The organism is Streptomyces sp. DSM 118878, from assembly GCF_052936595.1.
The window spans coordinates 1,321,886-1,344,734 of record NZ_CP193622.1 but is presented as its reverse complement, the minus strand read 5'-3'; the positions used below and the strand labels follow the sequence as shown (position 1 = coordinate 1,344,734).

17 protein-coding genes are annotated in these 22,849 nt (G+C 71.9%); 9 read left to right on the top strand and 8 right to left on the bottom strand.

All coding sequences use genetic code 11. The features are described from left to right. The first annotated feature begins 391 nt into the window (after nucleotides 1-391). Nucleotides 392-6,961, top strand: coding sequence for an SDR family NAD(P)-dependent oxidoreductase (locus tag ACRAKF_RS05605; protein ID WP_447035731.1), 6,570 nt, complete (start codon nucleotides 392-394; stop codon nucleotides 6,959-6,961). Nucleotides 6,962-7,069: 108 nt separating this feature from the next. Next, nucleotides 7,070-8,275, top strand: a complete 1,206-nt coding sequence (locus ACRAKF_RS05600; RefSeq protein ID WP_447035730.1) for a geranylgeranyl reductase family protein — start codon at nucleotides 7,070-7,072, stop codon at nucleotides 8,273-8,275. Nucleotides 8,276-8,738: 463 nt separating this feature from the next. Here the strand turns inward: ACRAKF_RS05600 and ACRAKF_RS05595 are convergent, their stop codons facing one another. Both ACRAKF_RS05595 and ACRAKF_RS05590 read right to left on the bottom strand, forming a co-directional pair. Next, a complete protein-coding gene (locus ACRAKF_RS05595) occupies nucleotides 8,739-9,470 on the bottom strand; it encodes a DUF7873 family protein (protein ID WP_319197040.1) in 732 nt (243 codons plus the stop codon). A 140-nt stretch (nucleotides 9,471-9,610) separates the two neighbouring features. Beyond that, nucleotides 9,611-9,982, bottom strand: a complete 372-nt coding sequence (locus ACRAKF_RS05590) for a winged helix-turn-helix transcriptional regulator (RefSeq protein ID WP_447035729.1) — start codon at nucleotides 9,980-9,982, stop codon at nucleotides 9,611-9,613. A 91-nt stretch (nucleotides 9,983-10,073) separates the two neighbouring features. Between ACRAKF_RS05590 and ACRAKF_RS05585 the strand changes: the two genes are divergently transcribed. Both ACRAKF_RS05585 and ACRAKF_RS05580 read left to right on the top strand, forming a co-directional pair. After that, nucleotides 10,074-10,913, top strand: coding sequence for an SDR family oxidoreductase (locus tag ACRAKF_RS05585; RefSeq protein WP_447035728.1), 840 nt, complete (start codon nucleotides 10,074-10,076; stop codon nucleotides 10,911-10,913). A 154-nt stretch (nucleotides 10,914-11,067) separates the two neighbouring features. After that, a complete protein-coding gene (locus ACRAKF_RS05580) occupies nucleotides 11,068-11,469 on the top strand; it encodes a MerR family transcriptional regulator (protein WP_447035727.1) in 402 nt (133 codons plus the stop codon). A gap of 34 nt (nucleotides 11,470-11,503) precedes the next feature. Here ACRAKF_RS05580 and ACRAKF_RS05575 read toward each other — a convergent pair whose 3' ends face one another. After that, nucleotides 11,504-13,117, bottom strand: coding sequence for an amidohydrolase (locus ACRAKF_RS05575; RefSeq protein ID WP_447041829.1), 1,614 nt, complete (start codon nucleotides 13,115-13,117; stop codon nucleotides 11,504-11,506). 81 nt (nucleotides 13,118-13,198) lie between these two features. Then, complete coding sequence (locus ACRAKF_RS05570) at nucleotides 13,199-14,692, bottom strand: APC family permease (RefSeq protein WP_447035726.1); 1,494 nt, start codon at nucleotides 14,690-14,692, stop codon at nucleotides 13,199-13,201. Between the two features lie 175 nt (nucleotides 14,693-14,867). On the opposite strand from ACRAKF_RS05570, the gene ACRAKF_RS05565 reads away from it, so the two are divergent. From ACRAKF_RS05565 to ACRAKF_RS05545, 5 genes are all read left to right on the top strand, one after another. Next, nucleotides 14,868-15,497: a TetR/AcrR family transcriptional regulator gene (locus tag ACRAKF_RS05565; protein ID WP_447035725.1), complete on the top strand. Its 630-nt coding sequence runs from the start codon at nucleotides 14,868-14,870 to the stop codon at nucleotides 15,495-15,497. A 144-nt stretch (nucleotides 15,498-15,641) separates the two neighbouring features. After that, complete coding sequence (locus ACRAKF_RS05560; RefSeq protein ID WP_447035724.1) at nucleotides 15,642-16,199, top strand: EF-hand domain-containing protein; 558 nt, start codon at nucleotides 15,642-15,644, stop codon at nucleotides 16,197-16,199. A gap of 162 nt (nucleotides 16,200-16,361) precedes the next feature. Then, entirely contained in the window at nucleotides 16,362-17,042 is a 681-nt protein-coding gene (locus ACRAKF_RS05555) for an ABC transporter permease (RefSeq protein ID WP_447035723.1), read from the top strand. Further along, nucleotides 17,018-17,713: an ABC transporter permease gene (locus ACRAKF_RS05550; RefSeq protein WP_447035722.1), complete on the top strand. Its 696-nt coding sequence runs from the start codon at nucleotides 17,018-17,020 to the stop codon at nucleotides 17,711-17,713. The genes ACRAKF_RS05555 and ACRAKF_RS05550 overlap by 25 nt, the downstream gene beginning before the upstream one ends. Next, nucleotides 17,710-18,651: an ABC transporter substrate-binding protein gene (locus tag ACRAKF_RS05545; RefSeq protein WP_447035721.1), complete on the top strand. Its 942-nt coding sequence runs from the start codon at nucleotides 17,710-17,712 to the stop codon at nucleotides 18,649-18,651. The genes ACRAKF_RS05550 and ACRAKF_RS05545 overlap by 4 nt, the downstream gene beginning before the upstream one ends. Nucleotides 18,652-18,708: 57 nt before the next feature. On the opposite strand, the gene ACRAKF_RS05540 is transcribed toward ACRAKF_RS05545, so the two are convergent. From ACRAKF_RS05540 to ACRAKF_RS05525, 4 genes are read right to left on the bottom strand one after another with little or no spacing between them, the layout of a single operon-like run. After that, a complete protein-coding gene (locus ACRAKF_RS05540) occupies nucleotides 18,709-19,872 on the bottom strand; it encodes an ABC transporter ATP-binding protein (protein ID WP_447035719.1) in 1,164 nt (387 codons plus the stop codon). 22 nt (nucleotides 19,873-19,894) lie between these two features. Next, nucleotides 19,895-20,581, bottom strand: coding sequence for a LutC/YkgG family protein (locus tag ACRAKF_RS05535; protein WP_447035718.1), 687 nt, complete (start codon nucleotides 20,579-20,581; stop codon nucleotides 19,895-19,897). Beyond that, nucleotides 20,578-22,074 (bottom strand): LutB/LldF family L-lactate oxidation iron-sulfur protein, encoded by a 1,497-nt coding sequence (locus tag ACRAKF_RS05530; RefSeq protein WP_447035717.1) that lies wholly within the window; start codon nucleotides 22,072-22,074, stop codon nucleotides 20,578-20,580. Before ACRAKF_RS05530 ends, ACRAKF_RS05535 begins: the two co-directional genes overlap by 4 nt. After that, nucleotides 22,071-22,832, bottom strand: a complete 762-nt coding sequence (locus tag ACRAKF_RS05525; protein WP_447035716.1) for a (Fe-S)-binding protein — start codon at nucleotides 22,830-22,832, stop codon at nucleotides 22,071-22,073. The genes ACRAKF_RS05530 and ACRAKF_RS05525 overlap by 4 nt, the downstream gene beginning before the upstream one ends. Nucleotides 22,833-22,849: the final 17 nt, after the last annotated feature.

Sequence of the window (22,849 nt, the reverse complement as noted above, 5' to 3'; positions counted from 1 at the left end):
CTGGCATCCGGCACGCCCCATGGGACAGGCCTGTGAAGGAAAACCTACCTAACAGGTGAAAAATCTATCCGACCCGTCCGACCATCCGGCAATCAATTTGTGTGACGGTGTGCAAATCTAATTCCCTTTGCCTGGGTCACTTTATCGGAGTGGAGTGACGGCAGGAAGCTGGCCGACCCCTCAAGAAGTCACCTGAGCGGCTGAATTGAACGCATCGGGGGCATTCGCAATCGTCAGCGCACTACCGCTCGCAGTCTGTACCCCCTTGGCGCGCCGTCCGGCCAAGTGTCGAAATGGTTGGTGCCCTGTGAATTCTGTCCCAGGGCGTGGCGGTGAGCGGGCCAGAACCCGGCTGCCTCTCAGCTTCCTCGTGATGAAGGACGGACCGCCCATGCATGTGCATCCCGGCATCGAACAGTCCGGCGCCGCCCAGGACGAGCCCATCGCGATCGTCGGGGCCGCGTGCCGGTTCCCCGGCGGGGTCGGCTCCCTCACCTCGCTGTGGCGTCTGCTGATGGCTCGTCGGGAGACGGTGCGGGAGGTGCCGGGGGAGCGGTGGGGCCAGGCGGAACTGGCCGGTCTCCCCACCCAGGTCGCGGACCGCCTTCGCCACGGCTGCTTCCTGGACGACGACGTCTACGCCTACGAGCCGGAGTTCTTCGGAATCAACCCCCAGGAAGCACCATGGGTGGATCCGGAGCACCGGTTGCTGGCGGAGGTGACCTGGGAGGCCATCGAACACGCAGGGATCCCGGCCCAACGGCTCTCCGGCACGCCCACGGGCATGTTCTTCGGGATCTATCAGAAGGACTACATGCTGCGCGTGCAGCGGCCTCTGGAAGAGGTCAACGCCTATGCGATGTACACCGGTTTCGACAGCATCGGACCCGGACGCGTGGGGTTCATGCTGGACCTGAAGGGCCCGCAGGTCGTCGTGGAGAGCGCCTGCGCGTCCGGACTGGTCGCGGTGCACACCGCCTGCCAGAGCCTGCGGGCCGGTGAGACGGACGTCGCCCTGGCCGGGGCGGCCATGCTGTCCCTCGGGCCCGAGGGGGTCATCGCCCCCGCGCTGTGGGGCGTGTTCTCGCCGACCGGGCGTTGCCACGCCTTCGACGCCGGCGCCGACGGGTACGTCCGCGGGGAGGGCTGCGGCGTGGTCGTGCTCAAACGCCTGTCGGACGCCGTACGGGACGAGGACCGGGTGCTCGCGGTGGTGCGTGGCACAGCGGTCAACCAGAACGGCCGGGGTACGCGGCTGAGCGCACCCTCGGAGCCTGCGCAGATCGAGCTGTACCGCCTGGCGCTGGAGCGCGCGGGCGTCGAGGCCGGTGACGTCGGGATGGTGGAGGCGCACGGCCCGGGCACGGCGGTGGGCGACCCCATCGAGTTCGCCGCGGTGGCCGCCGTCTACGGCAAGGGCCGCGACCGGTGCGCGCTGGGCTCGGTGAAGACGAACATCGGCCACACCGAACCGGTGTCGGGCGTGGCGGGACTGCTGAAGGCCGTCGCGTCCCTACGGCACGGCACGGTGCCGGCCAGCCTGCACTTCACCAGCTGGAATCCGCAGATCGACCCCAGTGGCACCCGCCTGTTCGTGCCCACCGACTCGACCGAGTGGCCGGTGCGGAACGGTACCCGACTGGCCGCGGTGTCGTCCTTCGGCATCAGCGGCACCAACGCGCACGTCGTGCTGGAGCAGCCTCCCGCCCTCTCCCCGGCCCGGCGCGTGACCCGCCCGTCTCCGTCCGGCGATGTCGGCCCGCCCCAGGACGGCGCAGCCGAGCGAGGCCCCGCCCGGGACGGTGAAGCCCTGCGCGTGTTCCCGCTCTCCGCCGGCACGCCCGCGGCCCTGCGGAGCGCGGCCGGGCGGCTGGCCGAGTGGCTGCGGGGTGAGGGGGCACGGGTTCCGCTGGGCGACGTGGCGCACACGCTGGCCGTGCGGCGCTCGCCCGCCAGGGAACGAGCCGCCGTGGTCGCCGCCGACCGGCCGGAACTGGTGGCGCGACTGGAGGAACTGGCGGCCGGGGGCGCCCTCTCCGCGGGGACGGCGACCGGCAGGGCGGTGCCGGGCGCCGGACAGTCAGTGGTGTGGGTCTTCTCGGGGCACGGATCGCAGTGGGCGGGCATGTGCCGACAACTCCTGGACCGCGACCCGGAGTTCACCCGGGTCATCGACGAGATCGAACCGCTCGTCGCCGAGGAGTCCGGCTTCTCCCTGCGCCGGACCCTGAACCACCCCGAGGTGGTGCGGGGCTTCGACCGGGTGCAACCAGTGATCTTCGCCGTCCAGTTGGCCCTGGCGGCGATGTGGCGCTCCCACGGTGTCCGGCCCGCCGCCGTGATCGGCCACTCCATGGGCGAGGTAGCCGCCGCGGTGACCGCGGGAGCACTGAGCGTCCGGGACGGCACACGGGTCATCTGCCGCCGCTCCCGCCTGATCCTGCGGACCGCCGGGCAGGGCCTGATGGCCTCGGTCGCCCTGGGACACGCCGAGGTCGAACGTCTGCTGGCCGAGGAGGACGTACGGGGGGTGACCGTCGCGGTCGTCGCGTCGCCGGAGAACACCGTCGTCGGCGGCGACGCCGACCGCATCCGCGCTCTCGCCGAGGAGTGGGACGCTCGCGGCGTGGGCGTCCGCGTGATCGAGGTGGACGTCGCCTCCCACACCGCCCACATGGACCCCATCCTGCCCGACCTCGCCGACGCGCTCGCCGACGTCGTCGGCAGGCCGCCGGAAACGGCCTTCTACAGCACCGTGACCGACGACCCGCGCGAGCATGGCGCCTTCGACGCCGGCTACTGGTCGGACAACCTCCGCCGGGTGGTGCGCTTCACCGACGCGGTGCGGGCCGCGGCCGAGGACGGGCACCGGCTGTTCGTCGAGATCGGCCCTCACCCGGTGCTGATCCACCCGGTGCGGGCCACGCTCACCGCGCACGGCCACACCGGCACCGCGGTCGTGCCCTCCCTGGTGCGCGACACCGACGACGCACTGGCGTTCCACACCCACGTGGGGGCGCTGCACTGCGCCGGCCATCCGCTGGACTGGACGGAACGCTACGGTGACGGCGCCCTCGTCGACGTACCGACGACCACCTGGGAACGCACACGGTACGTCGTCGACCCCTCCCCGCTGCGACAGTCGGCCGGGGCCCACCGCGGCCCCACCGCGCACCCGCTCACCGGACCGCACACCGCGGACCCCGACGGCGAGGGCCGCCACCTGTGGCAGACCCGTGTCACCCCCACGACACTGCCCTGGCTCGACGCGCACCGCGTCAACGACGTGGCCGTGGTGCCCGGTGCCGCGCTGTGCGAGATGGCCGTCGCCGCCGCCACCGACCTGTACACCGCCGATCCGCGGCGCCTGCGCGTCACGGACATCGACCTGCAACGGCTGCTGCTGCCGTCGCCTGACGGCACGCCCGTCACCGCCACCGCCGAAACGTCCCGCCCGGACGCCGCCCGCTGGCGGGTGGTCAGCACGGCCGCCGACGGCACATCCGTCCAGCACGCCCAGGCGGTCCTGCACGTCACGCCCGAAGGCGAAGCCGCGCCCGAGCGCTGCGACCCGCGGCGATTGCTCGCGGAGTTCCCGTACGCCGTGGACACCGCGGACGTCTACCGGCAGATGCGCGAGGAACGCGGCGTGCGCCACGGCCCGCCGTTCCTCGGCCTTCAGGCCCTGTACACCGACGGGGCACCGGCCGACCGCGCGGGCGCCCGCCTCCTGGCGCGCCTCCGGGTGCCCGACGAGGGCCGGGCCGGCGCACAGGCGCTCCACTGCCACCCCGTAGCGCTCGACACGTGCCTTCAGGCGGTCGCGGGCGCCGTACTGCGCACCGGCAGCGTGCCCGCCGGCGGCATCCTGCCCCGGGGGATGGATGCGCTGCGACTGTACGGGACGGTTCCGCTCAGCGGATACTGCCTGGTCACCCTCCGGTCGGTGGACGGCGACCGGTTCACGGCCGACTTCCGGTTGTGGGCCGACGACGGGTCGGTGGCCGTGGACGCCACCGGAGTGGAGTTTCGCCATGTGCCCGCCGAGAGCGCGGAGGAACGCTTCGCCAACCGTCTGCTCCGGGCGTCGTGGGAGCCCGGTGAACGCCCGTCGCCGGACGGGGCGCCCGGCGGCTGGATCCTCCTGGCGGAAGGCGGACGCGAAGCGTACGCGGCCGAACTGGGGGAGGCCCTGAAGGAGCGCGGCGCCACCGTGGCCATCCGGACGCTCGCCGCGGACGGCACCGAGGGGGGCGACACTGTGGCCGTGCAGCCGTCCGCGCCCGACGCACCGGCGCCGCGGGCAGTGGTGTACCTGCCCGCGTCCGGCAGCCGACCCGACGGCGTGTCACCCGACGGCGTGTCACCCGACCACCTGACGCGGGAAGGCGTGTCACCCGACCGACTGGCGCGGGAACAGGTGGCCCGTCTGGCGGAGACGGCCCGCGCACTCGCGCGGAGCGCGGACAGCGGGGCGCCCGCGCGCCTGTGGACCATCACCCACGCCGCGCAGCAGGTCACCCCCGAGGACCGGCCCGACCTGGCGCAGGCCGGCCTGCGCGGGCTCGTGCGGGTCCTGAGCTACGAGCACCCCGAACTGCGCCCCAGCGTCCTGGACCTCGATTCGCGGACGCCCGTCACGGAAGTGGCCGCGGAACTGCTGTCCTGCCCCGACGAACAGGACGAGGTCGCCTACCGGCACGAGACCCGTCACGTGGCGCGCCTGCGCAACGCCCCGCTGGACGAGCGGGAGCGCCGCCACATCACGGCCACCCACGGGCGCGACCGGGTGGCGCTGCGGCTCGCCCACCCCGGCGACCTGGACTCCTTCGAGTTCGTGGCCCAGCCCCGCCGCCTGCCCGGACCGGGCGAGGTCGAGATCCGGGCCGACGCCACCAGCGTCAACTTCATCAACGTCCTCCAGGCCATGGGCGTCTACCAGCGCTTCAGCGCCGGCGAGGAGCACTCCGACGTCTGCGCCTTCGACGGCGCGGGCGTCGTCACCGCAGTCGGGGAGGGCGTCCGCGACGTGCGGGAGGGCGACCGCGTGGCCGCCATGTTCGTGGACGGGTCCCAGTCCGCGGTCATGTCCTCCTTCGCCACCGTGCGCGCCGACTGTCTCCTGCCGGTGCCGGACGGACTGAGCACCCCGGACGCCGCCGCCCTGCCGTGCGCGTACCTCACCGCTTGGTACGCCCTGCGGCACCTGGCCCGCGTCCGGCCGGGGGAGAAGGTGCTCATCCACTCGGCGAGCGGCGGCACCGGTCTGGCCGCGCTGAACCTCGCGCGGGCCTGTGGCGCGGAGGTCCTGGCCACCGCGGGCAGCGAGGCCAAGCGGGCGTACCTGCGCGGCCTCGGCGTCCCGCACGTCATGGACTCCCGCTCCCTGGACTTCGCCGACCAGGTGCGCGACGTCACCGAGGGACGCGGCGTCGACGTCGTACTGAACTCCCTGACGGGTCCGGCGCAGTCCGCGAGCCTCGGTCTGCTCGCGCACCGCGGCCGGTTCGTCGAACTCGGCAAGCGGGACATCTACGCCAACACCCGTCTGGGCCTGCTGCCCTTCCGCCACAACGTCACCTTCACCGGCGTCGACGTGCTGATGATGATGCAACAGGACCCGGACCTGCTCGCCGAGGGGTACCGCGAACTCACCGTCATGCTCACCGAAGGCACCCTGCCGCCGCTGCCCGTCACCGCGCATCCGGTCGCCGAGGCGGCGTCGGTGTTCCACACCATGGCCTCCGCCCGGCACACGGGCAAACTCGTCCTCACCTGGCCCGCCTCGGGCACCGACACCTTGCCCGTACGCCCCGAGGACGTCCCCGTCGTCCGCTCCGACGGCAGCTACCTGGTCACGGGTGGGCTCGGAGGACTGGGGCTCCTGGTCGCCCGGTGGCTGGCCGAACGTGGGGCGGCCACCGTGGTGCTCGCCTCCCGGAGCAGCCCCACGGAGACTGCCCGCGCCGCCCTGGACGCCATCACCGAGGACTTCGGCACCCATATCGAGGTCATGAACGGGGACCTCGCCGAACCGGGCGTCGCCGAGTCACTCGTGCGGGCCGCCCTGGCCACGGGCCACCCCCTGCGCGGCGTCGTCCACGCCGCGGCCGTCGTCGAGGACGCCACCGTCGCCAATCTCTCCTCCGCACTCCTGGAGAAGGTCTGGCGCCCCAAGGCGACGGGAGCCTGGCTGCTCCACCACGCCATGGACGGCCAGGATGTGGACTGGTGGGTCACCTTCTCGTCCGCCGCCTCCCTCCTGGGCAACCCCGGGCAGGGCGCCTACGCGGCCGCCAACGCCTGGCTGGACGAGTTCACCTCCTGGCGCCGGGCCCAGGGACTGCCGGCCGTCTGCGTCAACTGGGGGCCGTGGGCGGAGGTCGGCCGAGGCGCCGGGATGGAGGAGCGCGGCTACGCCATGATCACGCCCGCGGAGGGCATCGCCGCTCTGGAGCGGATCCTCTCCCACGACCGCGACCGCACCGCCTACACGCCTGTCGACCTGCCCCGGTGGCTGGATTCCTATCCCGCCACCGCCCGCACCGCCTTCTTCGCCGAGCTGGCCGCCCCGGTGGCGGGCTCGGATCACGCCGGTGCCCGCAGTGCCCTGCTGGAAGCCCTGGGGGAGGCGGACGGCCCCCAGCAGCGACAGCGGACGCTGCTGCCCGAGGTCGTCGGCCACATCGCCGCGGTCCTGCGGCTGGGTACGGACCGGTTCGACGCCAACACGTCCCTCGTCACGCTCGGCCTCGACTCGCTCATGGCCATCGCCCTGCGCAACCGCCTTCAGCGCGAACTGGCCCTGGACATCCCCACCACCGTGATGTGGACCCATCCGACGGCATCCGCCCTCACCCGCTACCTCCTGACCCGCCTCTACCCCGAGCAGGAACCGGACGACGCGGCCGAGCAGGGACCGGACGACGCCGCGCCCGGGACAGAACCCACCGCCACCTAGGCCGGCTCCCGGCTCCCCTCGGGGCCGGCCCCTGGTCCGACACCCCACCGTCCAGCCGCACCCGGCCGGCGGCAATCAGTCCGCCCCCAACCCCTAGGTGAGCACCGCATGCTTCCTCCTTCCGCCCCCGCCCGCGCACCCGCCGTCTGGGACGTGATCGTCGTAGGAGCCGGCCCGGCCGGCGCCACCGCCGCGCGCGTCGCCGCCGAGAACGGCCGCGAGACACTGCTGCTGGAGCGCGCCGCCATCCCCCGCTACAAGACCTGCGGCGGCGGCCTCATCGGAGCGTCCCTCGCCGCCCTTCCTCCCGGCCTGCCCCTGAACATCCACGACACGGCCCACCAGTTCACCTTCACCCTCAACGGCCGCAGAGAACGCACCCTCGACTCCACGTCCCCGACGTGCGCCATGGTCTACCGCAGCGAACTCGACGCGGCACTGACCGAGGCCGCCGCCGCGGCAGGCGCGGAGGTCCGCGACAGCACCACGCTGACCAGCCTGGAACAACAGGGCGCGACCGTGACCGTGAGGACCAACCGCGGCGACACCCTCCGCGCCCGAGCCGTCGTCGGCGCCGACGGCAGCGCCGGCAGGGTCTCCCGGTACGTGGGAGTGGAGTGCGCACAGGTCGACCTCGCCCTGGAGGCCGAGGTACCGGTCGACGAGAGGACGGCCGACCGCTGGCGAGGCCGTGCCCTCATGGAGTGGGGGCCGCTGCCGGGTTCCTTCGGCTGGGTCTTCCCCAAGGGCGACGTCTGCACCGCCGGAGTGGTGGCCGCCCGTGGCAACCCCGCCGCGCTGCGCGCCTACAAGGAGGACTTCCTCGGCCGCCAGGGACTTCTCGGCCCCCGCCCCCTGCACGACACCGGCCACCTCACCCGGTGCCGCCGCCCCGACTCCCCGTTCGCCCGCGGCCGCGTACTGGTCGCCGGTGACGCCGCGGCCCTCGTCGACCACTGGTCACGAGAAGGCATCTCCTACGCCCTGCGCTCGGGAGACCTCGCGGGTCACGCCGCCGCCCGCCTCGTCACCGCCGCCGAAGAGGAAACAGGCGCGGTCACGGACCACTACGGACGGCAGGTCGACGTCATCCTCGGTGTCGAGATGCGCGCCAGCAGTTCCCTGATGAACCTCTTCGTCCGCAACCCCGGCCTCGTCCACACAGCACTGACCCGCCTGCCTCCGGCGTGGCGGCAACTCGACGCCTACCTCGCCGGTCGCACCAGCGTCGCCGGGATCATGTCCACACCCGTCGCACGGGCAGCCGCCGCACTGGCCACCCGGCTGCCGCCGGGGTCCGCGAGAGCGCGCTAGCCCTCGACCACCCAGCCCCTGTACAGGACGGACGTACGAAGCGTTTCTCCTGCACACCTTCGGGGCGTCCGTGACGGAGCCCGGGAGCATGTCCAGCTCCCGGGCTCCAGTTTGCCACCCATTTGCGCACACCGGCGGCGTTTAAGAACCGCGGGTCATGTTGAGATCGACGTGTTCTGCCTTTGAACTACAGCGCCACGAGAGAGGCGCCGGAGGGACTTGAACCCCCATCCGTCGATGTTCGCCCACGTTCGGTCGATCCGGTGTTCGGCGGCGAATACTGAGACTGGAGCGAGAATCTGAGTTTCACGGGGCCGCCTCTGCCAGGCTTGGGCCACCCCCGCACGTGGTGCGGGGGGAGGGATTCGAACCCCCAACTGACACCCCTTCATCAGCTTCAACATCAGTTTCAGCTTGCGCTCATCGCGCACCCTCCGCTCGCGACGGAGGGCGTATGTGGAGGCTACCGGAACAGGTAGCCGAATACCGCGTCGCCGATCCGCTGGTCGGTGACCTCGGTGTTGTTCGCCTCCTCGCGGGCGAACTTGACCGACTGCTGGAGCTTCTCGACGCGGTCGAGGAGTTCGTTGACCCGCCGGGCGGGCAGCGCGCCGGAGAACTTCACCGTGGTCCAGTAACCGACCGGGACGTCCTCGTAGTACACCTCGACCTGCGCCGGGTGCTTCTCCGTGGCCTCGGCCTTCACGTGGTTGCGCGGAACCTTCTTCGTACGGATGGTCCGCACCGGGTCCGTCTTCCACGAGTCCGTCGAGGGGTCCAGGTTCCAGGACTCGGAGGCGTCGAGCACCGGCAACTTGCGCACAAAGGTGTGCAGGTCGGTGAGTTGCTTCTCCAGGAACAACAGGTACGGGACCGGCACCTGGGGCAGCAGCACCGTACCGTCGACCACCACGTCCGCGACCGCGGACCGGTTCGCCCAGTCCTTCGTCGCGGTCACGTCGAAGAGCCGCGTCAGCGTCCCCGCGGTTGCCCGCAGAGCATCCTCGGCCTTGATCTGCACCCGCGTGGACTCGGGCGGCAGCTGCTCGCCCTCCTCGTCCTTGGGCTGGTAGGTCCGGGAGATGCCGGCAAGCAGGGCGGGCTTCTGCACGTCCTGGTGAGCCTGGGTGAGCTCCTGGAGAGCCTTGGACTTGACGCCCTTTTCGACTGCGATGATCTGATTCAGCTTCGGCACACGGCGAACCTAGCAACCCAGCGCCGCACGCACATCCGATTAAACCTGCTGAGTGAGCACCGCCATCGCCGACCGGCCCCGCCACGTCCCGCTGTGCCGACCCAGCCGCTGCCCTCTGCCGGGAACCCCGCTGCCCGGCGTTATGCGGCGCTGGTCGGTGCCAGTCGCCGCGTGACCCGGTCGAGCAGGTCCGTCAGCGGCTCGCCGACTTCCTGGCCGAACTCGGTCAGCCCGTACGTGACTTGGGGCGGTGTCGTCGGTTCGACCTCCCGCCAGATCAGGCCGTCCTGGACCAGCGCGCGCAGGGTCTGGGAAAGCATCTTCTCGCTCACGCCCTGGATGCTCTCGCGCAGCTCGTAGAACCGAAGGCTGTTGCCCCGCAAGGAGATCAGCACCCAGACGCCCCACTTGCTGGTCACATGGTCGACCATATTGCGCGCGGGGCAGTCGGTGTGAAACACGTCATACCGCTCCCCCTCCTTGGCCCCTGTGCGCTGCACGCCTTCCACCATGTCATGAGCTTACCCCGAGGTATGTCCTTACGGCGGATGGCCCGCGTTCCTAACGTGAGGGCCACAAAGGGCAATTGACGAGGAGCTCACCATGATCGTGGTAACCGGTGCTACCGGAAACATCGGCCGTCCGTTGACGCAGGCACTGGCCGAGGCCGGCCAAGAGGTGACGGCCGTGTCGCGGCACACGGCGGAGGTGCCGAACGGCGTCCGCCACGTGGTGGCCGACCTGGCCGATCCGGCCGGCCTCAAGCCCGCGCTGGCCGGGGCGAAGGCGCTGTTCCTGCTGCTCTCGGGCGACCTGCACGCCGCTGGGGCCAGCCCCGCCGACATCATCGGCGAAGCCGCGGACAGCGGGGTCCGCCGGGTCGTCCTGCTCTCCACGCTGGGTGTGGTGACCAGGCCGTTCGGTCCCACGCGGATCGCGATGCGCGCGCTGGAGGACACACTGCGGGAGTCCGGCCTGGAATGGACCATCCTGCGGCCGGGCGGCTTCGCCTCCAACGCCCTGTGGTGGGCCGAGTCCGTCCGTACGCAACAGCTCGTCGCCGCGCCCTTCGGCGACATCGGGGTGCCGATCATCGACCCGGCGGACATCGGCGCGGTCGCGGCGGCCGCTCTGCTGGACGACCGGCACACCGGCGGCGTGTACGAGCTGACCGGTCCCGAGGTGATCACTCCGCGCCAGCAGGCGGAGGCCATCGCCACCGCGCTGGGCTCGCCGGTGAAGTTCCACGAGCTCACCCGCGACGAGGCCAAGGCCGCCATGTCCCAGAGCATGCCGGCGGAACTCGCCGACGACACCCTGGAGATCCTCGGTTCCCCGAACCCGGCCGAACTGCGCGTCAGCCCGGACGTCCAGCAGGTCCTGGGCCGCGCCCCGCGCTCCTTCGCCGACTGGGCCGCCCACAATGTCGCCGCGTTCCGCTGACACCGAAAGATCAGCGAAGGACCGCCCCCGCGGCCCCGCCGGGGGGGGCGGGTCCGCGGCCGGGGTGAACGACGCGGCGAAGACAACGGCCTATGCGGAACCCGTCATACTCGGCGGGGTACGGGTTCCAGCACGGCGGATGTCAGGAGACGGTATGCGGATCGGGGAGCTGGCGGCACGCACCGGAGTCAGTGTGCGATCCCTGCGCTACTACGAGGAGCAAGGACTGCTCAGCAGCACGCGCAGTCCGAGCGGGCAGCGGCACTACACAGAGAGTGACGCGGAGCGGGTCCGCTACGTCCAGAACCTGTACGCGGCGAACCTGTCGAGCCGCACCATCGCCGAACTCATGCCCTGCGCCTACTCCCCGAGCGAGCAGAACTCGGACGCCGCCCTGGAGCGGTTGGCGCAGGAGCGGGAGCGGCTCACGGCCCAGATCGACGACCTGCTCAGGGCCCGGGACACCCTCGACACCATGACGGCCGTGGCCCGCGCTCACCGCGAAACCCTGGTGAACCGCGAAACTTCGGTGAACCGCGAAGCCCTGGTGAGCTGAGCCGGCCGCCCACGTCCGCGCGGCGTCTGCCGCCTCAGCCGCGGTGCACGACCGTACCCCCGGTCATCGTCAGCGTGACGGGTGCTTCGCCGACTTCGTCGGCGGGCGCGGTGACGGGGTCGAGGGTGAACGCCGTGAGGTCGGCCCGGTAACCCGGGGCGATCCGTCCCGCCACGTCCTGCTCGCCCACCGAGCGCGCGGAGTGCGACGTGTAGCCCTCCAGGGCCATCAGGCCGGTCAGGGCCTGACCGGCGGTGACCGGCTCCGTCTCCGGCTGCCCCGGCAGCCGGCGCAGCCGGGCGGCGGCGAGCACCTCACGCGGATCGTAGTGGGCGATGGGCCAGTCCGAACCGAGGACCAGGACCGCGCCCGCGTCCCGCAGGTCACGGCAGCGCCAGGCACGGCCTGCGCGCTCCTCGCCGACCCGCCTGGACCACTCGTCGCAGTGGTCCGCGCGGGTGTACGCGAGGTGGGTGGGCTGCATGGACGCGGCCACCCCGAGCCGGGCGAAACGGGGAATCTGACGGTCCGGCACCGTCTCGATGTGCTCGATCCGGTGCAGAGCCCGCTGCGCGGGGGCGTCGAGGAGTTCCACGGTGTCCAGGACGTGCCGTACGGCCGCGTCACCGATGGCGTGGGTGACCGTGCGAACCCCGGCGCGGGCGAGACGGTGGACGGCCCGGGTGTACGCGGCCGGGTCGGGCCAGAACGCCTCCGTGCCCTGGCCGTGGCAGTCGGGGTGCTCCAGCCAGGCCGTGCCGCCCTCGACGGTGCCGTCCATGAAGAACTTCACGCCGCCGACCCGCCAGCGCCGCCCCCGTACGCGTTGCAGCTCGACGAGGTGGTCCAGGCCCTCCTCGTCCGTGCCGGGCATGCACCAGGGGGCGATGCGCAGCCGCACCGGCAGTTCGCCGTCCTCCTCCATGCCGGCCAGGAGGTCGAGGACGCCGGGGTCCTGGAGGTCCATGACGTGGGCGCCGGTGAGCCCGGTCGCGGCCATGTCGCGCAGCAGGCCGAGAAGCCGTTCGCTGCGTACGGCCGCGCTCTCACGCGGCAGGACGGGGTCCATCAGGCTCATGGCGGCGAACTCGACGAGATGCCCGGTGGGCAGCCCGTCCGGGTCGCAGACGACGTGGGCCCGCTGCGTGAACACCCGCGGACCGTCGATGCCCGCGGCGGCCAGGGCGGGGCCGCTGACCAGGGCGGAGTGCCCGTCGTACAGCCGGATGAAGGCGGGCACGCCGGCGAGGGCCGGGTCGATCAGGTCGTGGTGGACGGGCCGGCCGCCGAAGGCGTTGTGGTCGAGGCCGTACGCCAGGACCCAGTCACCGGGGTCGGCCGCGCGGGCCGCGGCGGCGAGCGCGGCCCGCAGCTCGTCCAGGTCGCGGCAGTCGGAGAGGTCGAGCCCGGCGGCCATCTCCATGCCCATGCACGGGTGGCTGTGGCCGTCCACCAGGCCGGGCGTGAGGGTGGCGCCGGCCAGGTCCACGATCTCGGTGTCCGTACCGCGCCAGTCCCGTACGTCGCTCTCGTCGCCGACGGCGATGATGTGCCCGTCCTTGACCGCGACGGCGCCCGCCGACGGTCTACCGGGATCGAGGGTGCGGACGCGCGCGCCGGTCAGGATCGTGTCGGCGACGGCGGACAGGGGCTGAGCGGGGTGTGACACGGGAGGAGTCTTCCTTGCTGGGTGTGGGTGTGGGTGTGAACGTGCCGGGGTGGGGCGGGGTCAACCGGCCCGCTCCTGCGCGAAGTTCGCGTACACCTCGGGTCGGCTGCGGCGCATGCGCAGTGCGGTCAGGAGACCGACGGCGAAGGCGACGGGCACCATCAGCACAAGCACGGTGTTGGTGGTGAACGACGCTCCGGTCATCAGGCCGATCTTGCTGATGATCAGCCACATCGCGCCGGCCATCAGGGCGGCGGCGGCCAGCGGCGCGATCACGGTGCGCCAGCGGCCCTCCTCGTGCCGGATGTGCCGGAAGTAGCGGAGCACGGCGACGGCCGTGAGCGCCTGGAGGGCCACCAGGCCGATGCCGCCCGGGGTGTTCATCCACAGCAGGAGCTGCCGGTACGGGTCGGCGCCGGCCACGGCGAAGCCCGTGACGCAGACCAGCGCGAGGACGCTCTGCGCGATGCCCGCCACGTACGGCGAACGGTGCTTGGGGTGGACCCTGCCGAGCGCCTTGGGCAGGACGCCCTCCCGGGCGAGCGAGAAGCCGTAGCGGTTGATCGCGTTGTGGAAGGCCAGTTGCGAGGCGATGATGCTGGTGACGATGAAGACGTGCATGAGGTCGGCGGCCCAGCCGCCGACATACCGCGTCGTCGCGGTGAAGAAGAGACCCATCGGGTCGGTGGTGACGGCCCGCATGATGTGTGAGCTGCCGTAGGCCTGGATGACGATCCAGACGCTGAACGCGTAGAAGAGGCCGAGGAAGCCGACGGCGATGTAGGTGGCCCGCGGGATGGTGCGCTCCGGGTCGCGTGCCTCGCGGCGGTAGATGGCGGTGGACTCGAAGCCGGTGAAGGCGGCGAACGCGAAGGCGAGCACCGCGCCGGTGCCGGGCACCAGGACGTTGCCGGGCGTGAAGGAGTCGACGGCGAGCCCCTCGGCCCCGCCGTCGAGGAGCACTCCGCCGGCGAGCAGTACGAGGATGCCGGTCTCCGCGACCAGCAGGACCCCGAGCACCTTCGCGCCGAACTCGATGCTGCGGTAGCCGAGGAACCAGATCACGAAGACGCCCGCGAGCGCGATGGCCGGCCAGGGCACATGGACGCCCCACAGCGCGTCGAGCGCGTCCTGGGTGCCGGTGGCGAGCAGCCCGTACACGCCGATCTGCATGCCGTTGTACGCGAGCAGGGCGAGCGTCGCGGCGCCGAACCCGGCGGGGCGGCCCAGCCCGAGGGTGATGAAGGCGTAGAAGCCTCCACTGCTGCGGACGTGCCGGGTCATCGCGGTGAAGCCGACCGCGAAAAGGGCGAGGGTGATCCCGGCCAGGAGGTAGCCGACCGGGGCGCCGATGCCGCCGGTGCCGAGGGCCAGGGGTGCCACACCGGCCATGACGGTCAGCGGCGCGGCGGCGGAGATGACGAAGAACGCGATGTCGGCGACGCCGAGACTGCCCCGGCGAAGGCCCGGGGAGTCGTCGCCCCCGACCGGACTCGGAGGTCGCGGCTCAGCGCCCTTCGGCGCCCCCTCGCGGGACGCGGACTCAACAGCCATGAAGCTCGGCCCTTCTTCGACGGAGGAGAGGGAGGGACGACGGCCAGGAACCTTTGGCGTACGGGCATGTGGCGGGCCGCCCATTAACCTAAACCGATACGGTTTAGGTAACGTCATCAGGCAATGTAGAGGGCAGCCGTACGATTCGGGAAGACCCCAGATGAGGAGAGTGCACATGGGCCGCCCGCGGAAGGCTCTGCTCGACCGGACGCGCATCGGCCGTACGGCTCTCGAACTCGTCGACGAGACAGGTGACTTCACCCTCCCCGAGGTCGCGAGGCGGCTCGGCGTGCAGACGGCGTCGGTGTACCACCATGTGGACGGCCGGGCGGGGGTGATCGAGCTGCTGCGCGATCGGGTGGCCGACGGGCTCGACGCCGGCGTCCTCGACCAACGCCCCTGGGACGTGGCCCTGGAGGCGTGGGCCGGCTCCTACCGCGCCGCGTTCGCGGCCCACCCCCGGGCGATCCCCATGCTGATGACCTCGCCGGTACGGGCGACACGGGTCATCGAGCAGTACGAGCGGGTGGCCGGCCTGCTGCTGGACACGGGATTCGCGCCGGAGACCGTCCTGCCGATCATCACCGGCCTGGACAACATCGTCCTCGGCTCGGCCCTGGACATGTCGGCGCCCGAGGACATGTGGGTGATCGGGGAGGAGGCTGAGGCTCCGCGACTGGCCCTGGCCCAGGCGGCCGCGGGGCCCGCCCGGGCGGACCGCGCCTTCGGCCTGACGCTCGCGGGCTTCCTGACCCGCTGCCGGGTGCTGCTCGAAGAGTCTCCGGCTCGCCCCGCGCACTCCTGACCGGCGGGTGGTCGTCGTCCATTCGGGTGCGGGTGCGCCGAGCCGGCGGGTTCACCCGGGGGAGCCCGCGTCGCCCGGCCCCGTGGCGGGGCGGGCACATTACGGTGAACGCCACTGACGTCGTTGAAGGGGAGCTGACGCCTGATGCGGGACACCGGGCTGCGAGCCAAGTACATCCACCGATTCCACGTGGAGGATGCCGACGCGAACGGCGTCGTCGACCGGTCCGACATCTTCCTGCGTGCCGAACGGCTGATCGACGGGATGGACGAGCCACTCGGCTCCCCACGGGCCGCCGCGGTCCTTGCGGGAGCCGAGGCGTACTGGCAGCGGCTGGCCGAGCTCGCCGGTGTCGACGAGGACGGCGAGCTGACGGAGGACGTCTACGTCCAGACGCTGGAGGAAGCGGTACAGGTCGGCGCCATCGCCGACCTCGTCGCCCCGTCCGTGGAGGCGCACATCCAGCTCGCCGACACCGAAGGCACCGGCACGGTGGCTCTCGACGACTTCATCCGCGCGCAGGTCGCGTCCGGCATGTCCACGGCCATGGCCAGCGAGGCATTCGAAGCCTTGGACCGTGACGGGGACGGGCGGATCACCGTGGAGGAGTGGCAGCGGGCCGTCCTCGACTACTACACGAACGCCGACGCGGATGTCCGGGCCCCGGGGAGCCTGGTGATGGGCCTCCGCGCGGAGGGCTGACGCCCGCGTCATCAGGGACCGCGTCCCACGTAACGTCATCACGGGCCGCATCGCGCGTACGTCATCACGGGCCGCGGCCCGCACACGTCATCAAGGTCCGCTCGTGCTCGTACGGGTCACTCCAACGCGCCGACACCCGCGGCCCCGGCCTTGAATGGTCGGGTGACCGGGCCCCCCGACGACTGCCTCGCGCGCAACGAATGGATCTGCGGTGAGTACCTGAGCACCCGCCGCCAGATCCTCGGCGACGCGGTCGTGCAGCATCTTCAGCTCACCTCCGTCTCCGTGCTGATCGCCCTCGTCGTCGCCGTGCCCCTCGCCGTCCTCGCCCGCCGCTGGGGCTGGGCCGCGGGCCCGGTCCTCGCGCTCACCACGGTCCTCTACACGATCCCCTCGCTCGCGATGTTCTCGCTGCTGCTCCCGGTGTACGGGCTCTCCGCGCCGCTCGTCGTCGCGGGCCTCGTCCTGTACTCCCTCACCCTGCTCGTGCGGAACATCCTCGCCGGTCTGCGCTCCGTCCCCGAGGAGACCCGGCAGGCCGCGCGCGGCATGGGGTACGGGCCGATCCGGCTCCTGCTCACCGTCGAACTGCCGCTGGCGCTGCCCGCCGCGATGGCCGGGCTCCGCATCGCCATGGTCTCCGCCGTCTCCCTCGTCACCGTCGGCGCGATCGTCGGCTTCGGCGGACTCGGCAACCTCATCTACTCGGGCATGAACACCTACTTCAAGGCCCAGGTGCTCACCGCCTCCGTGCTCTGCGTGGTCATCGCCGTCGCCGCCGACCTGCTGCTTCTCGGCGTACAGCGGGTCCTGACGCCATGGACCAGGGCGGTGCGGACGTGAAGGCGCTCGGTGACGCCTGGGACTGGCTCGGCGACCCGGCGCACTGGTCCGGCGAAGACGGCATCTGGCACCGGCTCAGCGAACATCTCGTCCTGACCGTCGTCTGCCTGCTGGTCAGCTGTCTGATCGCCCTGCCCGTCGCGCTCGTCCTCGGCCACCTCGGCAGGGGCGGCGCACTCGCCGTGAACATCTCCAACGTCGGGCGCGCCGTGCCCACCTTCGCCGTACTCGTCCTGCTCCTCCTGACCCCGCTCGGCACCTGGGGCGATGGCCCGACCGTCGTCGCCCTCGTGCTGTTCGCCGTGCCGCCGCTGCTCACCAACGCCTACGTCGGCATGCGCGGCGTCGACCGCGGCGTGGTCCAGGCGGCGCGGGGCATGGGCATGACCGGGCGGCAGATGCTGTGGCGGGTCGAGCTCCCGCTCGCGCTGCCGCTGGTGCTCAGCGGGGTCCGCATCGCCGCCGTCCAGCTCGTCGCCACCGCCACCATCGCCGCGCTCGCGGGCGGCGGAGGGCTGGGCCGGATCATCACGGCGGGGTTCAACCTGGCGAGCACTCCGCAGGTCGTGGCGGGTGCCGTGCTCGTGGCCGGGTTCGCGCTGATGGTCGAGGGGATCTTCGAGGCCGCCGAGCGGCTCGCGCCCGGGTGGACGCGGAGGAGGGCCGGATGAGGGGCCGCGCCGCGGCGGCGACGGCGGCCTCGCTCGCCCTTCTCGCGGGCTGCGCGTCCGGGCCGTCCCTGGAGAACCGGGGCGAGGTCACCGGGCCGCCCGGCGACAGCAAGAACCTCACGGTCGGTTCCGCGGGCTTCACGGAGTCCGACCTGCTCGCCCAGATGTACGCGCTGCTCCTGAACAAGGCCGGCTACGGCACCAAGATCCTCTCCGTGGCCAACCGCGAGCTGTACGAGCCCGCGCTGGAATCCGGGCAGATCGACGTCGTCCCCGAGTACGCTGCGACCTTCGCTGACTGGCTGAACGCCAAGGAGAACGGCGCCGACGCGGAGCCCGTGGGCTCGCCCGACGTGCAGACGACGATCAAGGCCCTGCGCCGCCTCGCGGCACCGCGCGGCCTCACCGTCCTCGACCCCGGCAAGGCGGTCGACCAGAACGCCTTCGCCGTCGCCGCCCCGTACGCCCGGGAGCACCGCCTGAAAACCCTGACCGACCTGGGCAGATCCGGCCTGAAGGTACGGCTCGCCGCGGGCGACGAGTGCGTGCGGCGGCCCTACTGCGCGCCGGGTCTGCGCAAGGTCTACGGCATCGATCTCACCGGGGTGGACCCGAAGGGCGTCGGCACGACCCAGGCCAAGAAGGCGGTCCAGAGCGGGCAGGACCAGATGGTCCTCACCACCTCGACGGACGCGACCCTCGACGACTTCGGCCTGGTGCTCCTGGAGGACGACAAGCACCTCCAGAACGCCGACTACCTGGTCCCCGTCGTCAACCGCTCCCGGGCGGGCAGCAAGGGCGTCACCAAGGCACTCGACCGCCTGGCCCCGGTCCTGACGACACAGGACCTGGCCTCCATGAACGAACAGGTCGACAGTTGGCGCCGCCTGCCGCAGGACGTAGCGAGAACGTACCTACGGAACAAGAACCTCCTGTAGCCACAGCGCCGGGGAAGCGCCCCGCCAGGGGCGCGAACCGCCCACCCAGCGGAGCGCTCACGCGTCGGCGACCGAGTCGAACCGCACCTGGGCCCGCGCCAGCCCCCGCGCGTCCGCGTCGACCGACCGCCGCAGCGCCTCGTGCAGCTTCGCCGGGGTCAGGACGCCCAGGAAACGCGCCCCGTCGAGCACCGCGACCCAGCCGGCGTCGTGTTGCAGCATGACGCCGAAGGCCTGCTTGAGCGGGGCACCCACCGGTACCCAGGAGTTCATGCGGTGGGCGAGGTCGCCGACCGTGCCGTCGGAGCCGGCGAGTGCGACCTCGTCGACACCGACCCAGCCGTGCAGATCGCCGCCCGCGTCCAGGACGACGGCCCAGCGCGCCTCCTCCTGGCGCAGCCGGGCCGCGGCCTGCGCCGCGGGCTCGTCAAGGCGGGCGATCGGCGGCTGCTCCAGGTCGTCCGACTGGATCTCCGTCACCGAGAGCCGCTTCAGACCCCGGTCGGCGCCGACGAACTCGGCGACATACGGCGTAGCGGGCGCCCCGAGCACCGCCCCCGGCGTGTCGAACTGCTCGATGCGGCCCTGCCCGTACACGGCGATGCGGTCGCCGAGGCGAACCGCCTCCTCGATGTCGTGCGTGACCAGCAGAACCGTCTTGCGCACCGCCGACTGCATCCGCAGGAACTCGTCCTGCAACTGCTCGCGCACCACCGGATCCACCGCCCCGAACGGCTCGTCCATCAGGAGTACCGGCGGGTCGGCGGCCAGCGCGCGGGCGACACCGACCCGCTGGCGCTGGCCACCGGAGAGCTGCTCGGGATAGCGGGACCCGAACGTCGTCGGGTCCAGTCCCACCAGGTCGAGCAACTCCGCCGCCCGGGCCCTCGCCCTGGCCTTCTTCCAGCCGATGAGCGCGGGCACGGTCGCCGTGTTGTCCAGGACCGTGCGGTGCGGGAAGAGCCCGACCTGCTGGATGACGTAACCGATCCGGCGGCGCAGACGCACCGGGTCCACATCGGCGATGTTCTCGCCGTCCAGGAAGATGCTGCCCGACGTGGGCTCGATGAGCCGGTTGACCATCATCATGGTCGTGGTCTTGCCGCAGCCGGAGGGGCCGACGAGCGTGACCAGTTCGCCCCGGTCCACCTCGAAGGAGAGGTCGTCCACGGCCGTCGTACCGTCCGGGTAGCGCTTGGTCACCTGCTCGAACCGGATCATGCCCACACGCTAGCCGCGCCGGTCATCCACCGCTCATCAACACCACCTCCAGGGTGCGCGGCCCGTGCACTCCCTCGACCCGGTCCAACTCGATGTCGCTGGTCGCGGAGGGCCCCGAGATCCAGGTCAGCGGCCGCACCGGATCGAGCCGCCCGAGCGCCACTGGTACGGACGACACGACCTGGTCCGGCACCCGTACGACACAGATGTGATGGTCCGGCACGAGCGTGACGCGGCGGCGGCCCTGGTCCGCCGAACCGTCGAGGACCAGCGTGCCGGTCTCCGCGACGGCGACCGCGCAGCCGGTGACGACGCTGTCCACCCGGTCCAGTTCATCCGGGGTGCCGGCCGCGCGGTCCCGCACGCGTGTCGCGTCGACGGACTCCAGCCAGTGCGGGGGCAGCCCCGGCGGCACCAGGACGGTCCCCGCGCCCCGCGCCGCGAGCAGACGCGTCAGGAGCTCCGGAAGCTCCTCGTCCGTGCACCGGTGCACGATCGCCCGATAGTCCGCCAGGTTCTCCGCGAGCAGGTCGACGGTCTCGTCGACGCTACGCTCGCCGTGCTCGCGCGCGTATCCGCGGTCCACCGCCGCCTCGTACGCGGTGCCGTCGCCGCCCGGCCCGTCCGGTCCGTCCGCCGCGTCCGGCACGCTCGGCACGTCCGCGAGCGCCCGACGCACCCGGCCCAGAATCACGTCCCTGCTGCTCACTTCCCGCTCCCCTCCGTGGTGCCGCCCCGCGTACGCTCCCACCAGTCACGGAACGGTTCCGCCGGGACCTTCGGCAGATCCCGGGTCGCGCTCCACGCCCGGCCGGGTCCGGGAAGCGTGCGCGGATGGAACCGCCGGGTGCGCGAGGCCAGACGCTGGCCCATGCGCAGCGCTCCGGGACGGGCGAAGGCGAACCCGGCCGCGCGCATCGCCGCCCGCTCCGCCGCGTGCCCCTTGGCGGGCTTCAGCGTCACCTTCGTGCCCCGCCGCGTGACCTCGCCGCCCTGCACCACCCGCTCGCGCAGGTGCACGAGGACCTCGGGGATGTCGATGGCCACCGGACACACCTCGTAGCACGCGCCGCAGAGGGAGGAGGCGTACGGCAGGGAGGCGTCGATCTCGCTCTGCGTGCCCCGGAGCTGCGGGCTGAGGATCGCGCCGATCGGTCCCGGATACACCGAGCCGTACGCGTGCCCGCCCGCCCGCTCATACACCGGGCAGACGTTGAGACACGCCGAGCAGCGGATGCAGCGCAGGGCCTGGCGGCCCACCTCGTCGGCGAGGGTGTCGGTGCGTCCGTTGTCGAGCAGGACCAGATGGAAGGCGCTGGGCCCGTCGTCCCGGAAGGTGCCCGTCCACATGGACGTGTACGGGTTCATCCGCTCGGCCGTCGAGGAGCGGGGCAGGGTCTGGAGGAACACCTCCAGGTCACGCCAGGTCGGAACCACCTTCTCGATGCCCACCACGGAGATCAGCGTCTCGGGCAGGGTGAGGCACATGCGGCCGTTGCCCTCCGACTCCACGACCACCAGGGTGCCGGTCTCCGCGACCATGAAGTTCGCCCCGGAGATGCCCACCTTCGCCCGGAGGAACTTCTCGCGCAGGTGCAGCCGCGCCGCCTCGGCGAGCTCGGCGGGGGTGTCGGTGAGCCCCTCGGGGGCCGGGCGCCCCCACGCACCCATCTCGGCGCGGAAGATGTCGCGGATCTCGCCGCGGTTGCGATGGATGGCGGGGACGAGGATGTGCGAGGGCCGGTCCTTGCCGAGCTGCACGATCAGCTCGGCGAGGTCGGTCTCGTAGGCGTGGATGCCCTCGGCCTCCAGCGCTTCGTTGAGCCCGATCTCCTGCGTGGCCATCGACTTGACCTTGACGACCTCCGTCTCGCCGGTCGCCTTGACGAGTCCTGCGACGATGCGGTTCGCCTCCGCGGCGTCGGCCGCCCAGTGCACGGTGCCGCCGGCCCGGACGACCGACTCCTCCAACTGGACGAGATACCGGTCGAGGTGGCGCAGCGTCTCGTCCTTGATGCGCTTGCCCGCCTCACGCAGCTCCGCCCAGTCGTCCAGCTCGGCGACGGCCTTGGCCCGTTTGTCGCGGATGGTGTGGGTGGCGTGCCGGAGGTTGGCCCGCAGCGTCGTGTTCCGCACCGCCTCGTGCGCGGCCCGCGGAAACGGCGGGAACGCGGGCATGCCGACGAATGTGCCGCCGCTCATGACAGGGGCTCCTCTTCCGTGCTCGCCAGGATCTCCGCGAGGTGAACGGGGCGTACGGCCGTGCGCAGCCGGGTCATCGTGCCGCCGATGTGCATCAGGCAGGAGTTGTCCGCCGCGCAGAGGACGTCGGCTCCGGTCGACTCGGCGTGCCGGACCTTGTCGGCGCCCATGGCCGCCGAGACGTCGGCGTTCTTCACGGCGAAGGTGCCGCCGAAGCCGCAGCACTCATCGGCGCCGGGCAGCTCCACCAGTTCGAGCCCCTTGACCGCCCGCAGCAGCCGCGTGGGCCGCTCGCCGAGGCCGAGGGCGCGCAGGCCGTGGCAGGTGGGGTGGTAGGTGACCTTGTGCGGGTAGTACGCGCCGACGTCCGTGACCCCGAGGACGTCCACCAGGAACTCGGTCAGCTCATACGTCTTGGGGACCACCGGCGCCAGCGTCCGCGCGAGGCCGTCGCCGCGGCCCTCGGCCCGCGCCCGCTCGCCCATGCGTGGATACAGCTCACGCACCATCGCCCCGCAGGACCCGGACGGCGTCACGATCGCGTCGTAGGTGTCGCCCCCGAATACATCGGAGAAGTGCCGGGCGAGCGGCTCCGCCTGGTGGCGGTAACCGGTGTTGTAGTGCGCCTGCCCGCAGCAGGTCTGCGCCGTCGGGAAGTCGACGTCAACGCCCAGTCTGGTCAGCAGTTTCACCACCGCTCGGCCCGTATCCGGATAGAGCGTGTCGTTGACACACGTCAGGAACAGGGCGACACGCATCGCTGGTTCCTCCTCGT

Coding starts and splice junctions, on each gene's coding strand:
- ACRAKF_RS05605 (WP_447035731.1), top strand. CDS start 392: ATGCATGTGCATCCCGGCATCGAACAGTCCGGCGCCGCCCAGGACGAG.
- ACRAKF_RS05600 (WP_447035730.1), top strand. CDS start 7,070: ATGCTTCCTCCTTCCGCCCCCGCCCGCGCACCCGCCGTCTGGGACGTG.
- ACRAKF_RS05590 (WP_447035729.1), bottom strand. CDS start 9,982: ATGGTGGAAGGCGTGCAGCGCACAGGGGCCAAGGAGGGGGAGCGGTAT.
- ACRAKF_RS05585 (WP_447035728.1), top strand. CDS start 10,074: ATGATCGTGGTAACCGGTGCTACCGGAAACATCGGCCGTCCGTTGACG.
- ACRAKF_RS05580 (WP_447035727.1), top strand. CDS start 11,068: ATGCGGATCGGGGAGCTGGCGGCACGCACCGGAGTCAGTGTGCGATCC.
- ACRAKF_RS05570 (WP_447035726.1), bottom strand. CDS start 14,692: ATGGCTGTTGAGTCCGCGTCCCGCGAGGGGGCGCCGAAGGGCGCTGAG.
- ACRAKF_RS05565 (WP_447035725.1), top strand. CDS start 14,868: ATGGGCCGCCCGCGGAAGGCTCTGCTCGACCGGACGCGCATCGGCCGT.
- ACRAKF_RS05560 (WP_447035724.1), top strand. CDS start 15,642: ATGCGGGACACCGGGCTGCGAGCCAAGTACATCCACCGATTCCACGTG.
- ACRAKF_RS05550 (WP_447035722.1), top strand. CDS start 17,018: ATGGACCAGGGCGGTGCGGACGTGAAGGCGCTCGGTGACGCCTGGGAC.
- ACRAKF_RS05545 (WP_447035721.1), top strand. CDS start 17,710: ATGAGGGGCCGCGCCGCGGCGGCGACGGCGGCCTCGCTCGCCCTTCTC.
- ACRAKF_RS05540 (WP_447035719.1), bottom strand. CDS start 19,872: ATGATCCGGTTCGAGCAGGTGACCAAGCGCTACCCGGACGGTACGACG.
- ACRAKF_RS05530 (WP_447035717.1), bottom strand. CDS start 22,074: ATGAGCGGCGGCACATTCGTCGGCATGCCCGCGTTCCCGCCGTTTCCG.
- ACRAKF_RS05525 (WP_447035716.1), bottom strand. CDS start 22,832: ATGCGTGTCGCCCTGTTCCTGACGTGTGTCAACGACACGCTCTATCCG.